Origin of the sequence: Paenibacillus chartarius (genome assembly GCF_042432825.1) — a bacterium.
Classification (GTDB): Bacteria; Bacillota; Bacilli; order Paenibacillales; family NBRC-103111; genus Gordoniibacillus; species Gordoniibacillus chartarius.
The window spans coordinates 1-1,766 of the sequence record NZ_JBHLWN010000136.1; the positions used below are offsets into that span (position 1 = coordinate 1).

1 protein-coding gene is annotated in these 1,766 nt (G+C 54.0%); it reads right to left on the reverse strand.

Going from position 1 to position 1,766, the window contains the following annotated elements; genetic code table 11:
- Nucleotides 1-92 precede the first annotated feature (92 nt).
- Complete coding sequence (locus ACFFK0_RS30640; protein ID WP_377475261.1) at nucleotides 93-1,589, reverse strand: transposase; 1,497 nt, start codon at nucleotides 1,587-1,589, stop codon at nucleotides 93-95.
- Between the last annotated feature and the right edge of the window lie 177 nt (nucleotides 1,590-1,766).

Genomic DNA, 1,766 nt, shown 5'->3' on the forward strand with positions numbered 1-1,766 from the left:
GAGCAGGAAAAACTGGATGTGAAACCCACTTTCAAGAGTAAGCATGGCAAAGAAGCCGGACGAACGACATTTTTTTGAAAATAAGGCATTGTCTACGCCATCCGTTGCAAAAGCTGTGTTTGAAGCGGCTCTAGCTCAGACTTGTAGTGGAGATACCAGGCATCGATGTGTTGGCACATCATAATGCCATATATCCGGATGTACCACATCTTCGTGGAACGGTGGCGACCGGCCTCCAGCTTGTAATCGACTTTCTCTCGCTTATTGGAACGCTCGACCGAAGTTCGACGCTTGTAAGCCGCTTTCCAAGCTTCCGACTCGCGGCTCGTCTTCGGAAACAGCCTTGGGTTGTCGGCGGTGAAGGTATGGTAGGTTCTGCCGTACTTGGCGTCGGAGCAAGGAGTAGGACAAGAGTTGCCGGACTTGCAGGCGAGTGGACAACGCCACTTCTGCCGGTTCTGCGTGCGGTCGTAGCCGTTGAGCTTCATCTCCTTGCCAATGGGACAAATCGGTACGCCCGCAGGAGAAATGGTCATATCGGTTTCGGTAGCGGCGGGCTTCGTTTTCCGCTTGTTGAGATCAATGAAGGGCTCCATGTGCTGGTGCTCTAGCCACTGGTAAATAGCCTCGGCATCGTGGGCGGCGTCAAGCAAGATCTTATCGACCGTGCCCAAGGTGAAACGTTGCGTAAATTCCATCGAGCTCACCACCACACTCACAGCGTCATGCCGGGAAGCAGGCTGAAGTCGTGGATACAAAGGCAGGTCATGCTGGCTGTTCGCTGCAGATAGCATGTACAGATGGTATCCCTGGAAGTACCTCTCTCGTGCGCTGTCCCAACCGGAGTCGCAGTCCGGCTGGGAATACGCGCGGCGGTGGGAGCAGGGCGCAAGGCCTTGGGCACTACATTCACAAGTCGGCTTGCTGCGGGGATAAGCAGCAGTCACGACCGGTGTACCGTCACCGGCGAGTGTCAGCGCGTTCAGATCCCCGAGCAGTCCGATCTTCGCCGATACGGCGACAATTTGGGATTGAAAAAATTGCTGAAGACGATCGAAAGGCTGCTTACGTGGGGAGATCCCGCGTCGCATTAGAAATTCAACGAGACGCTTGACTTTACCGGGCGAAGACGTCGGCGCTTTCTCTCCCTTCTTTCCCCGTTTAGGCTTCGATTTCTTGGGCTTGTTCCGCGGTTTGAGACTGTTCTCTTCGGCGGCCCAAAACCGAGAGAGGAAGTCGTAAAACGTACCGACGCCAGGGATATCGCCGGGCTCGAAGCCGCTAAGGATTGCGTAAAGCGGAACACGATGTAATTCGTCAACCCAGGCTGTAATCCCGATTTCGGGTCTGACGAGCAGGAACAGCAAATACGAGCGAAGCATAGAGGCGGGATCTCTCGGGGCGGAACCTCTCGCTCCATAGAAAGGGCCGAGGAACGAGGATGTGTACGAGAGGTCGGTAATGAAGCATTTCCAGATGAGAGGCCAGTCTCGGCGTACGAGCACAGCCGTACCGTTGCCGTAATGCTGGCGAAGCCGATCCAAAAGAAGGCGCTGGTACTCCGCATGGGGGATGACGCTAGGTTTCAACAATAACACCTCGATCGTGAGTAGTAAGGGAAACGAACCCCTTCTCGCGCGATCTTGGAGCGATTTTTGAAAAGTCAAGTGTTTTCGACAGAGATACAGCCGAAAATCGAATTATTTTTTACCAGTTCGGTCTTCGGCTGAAATAAAAAAATCCCCCTACGAGAGTAGGAGGAACGA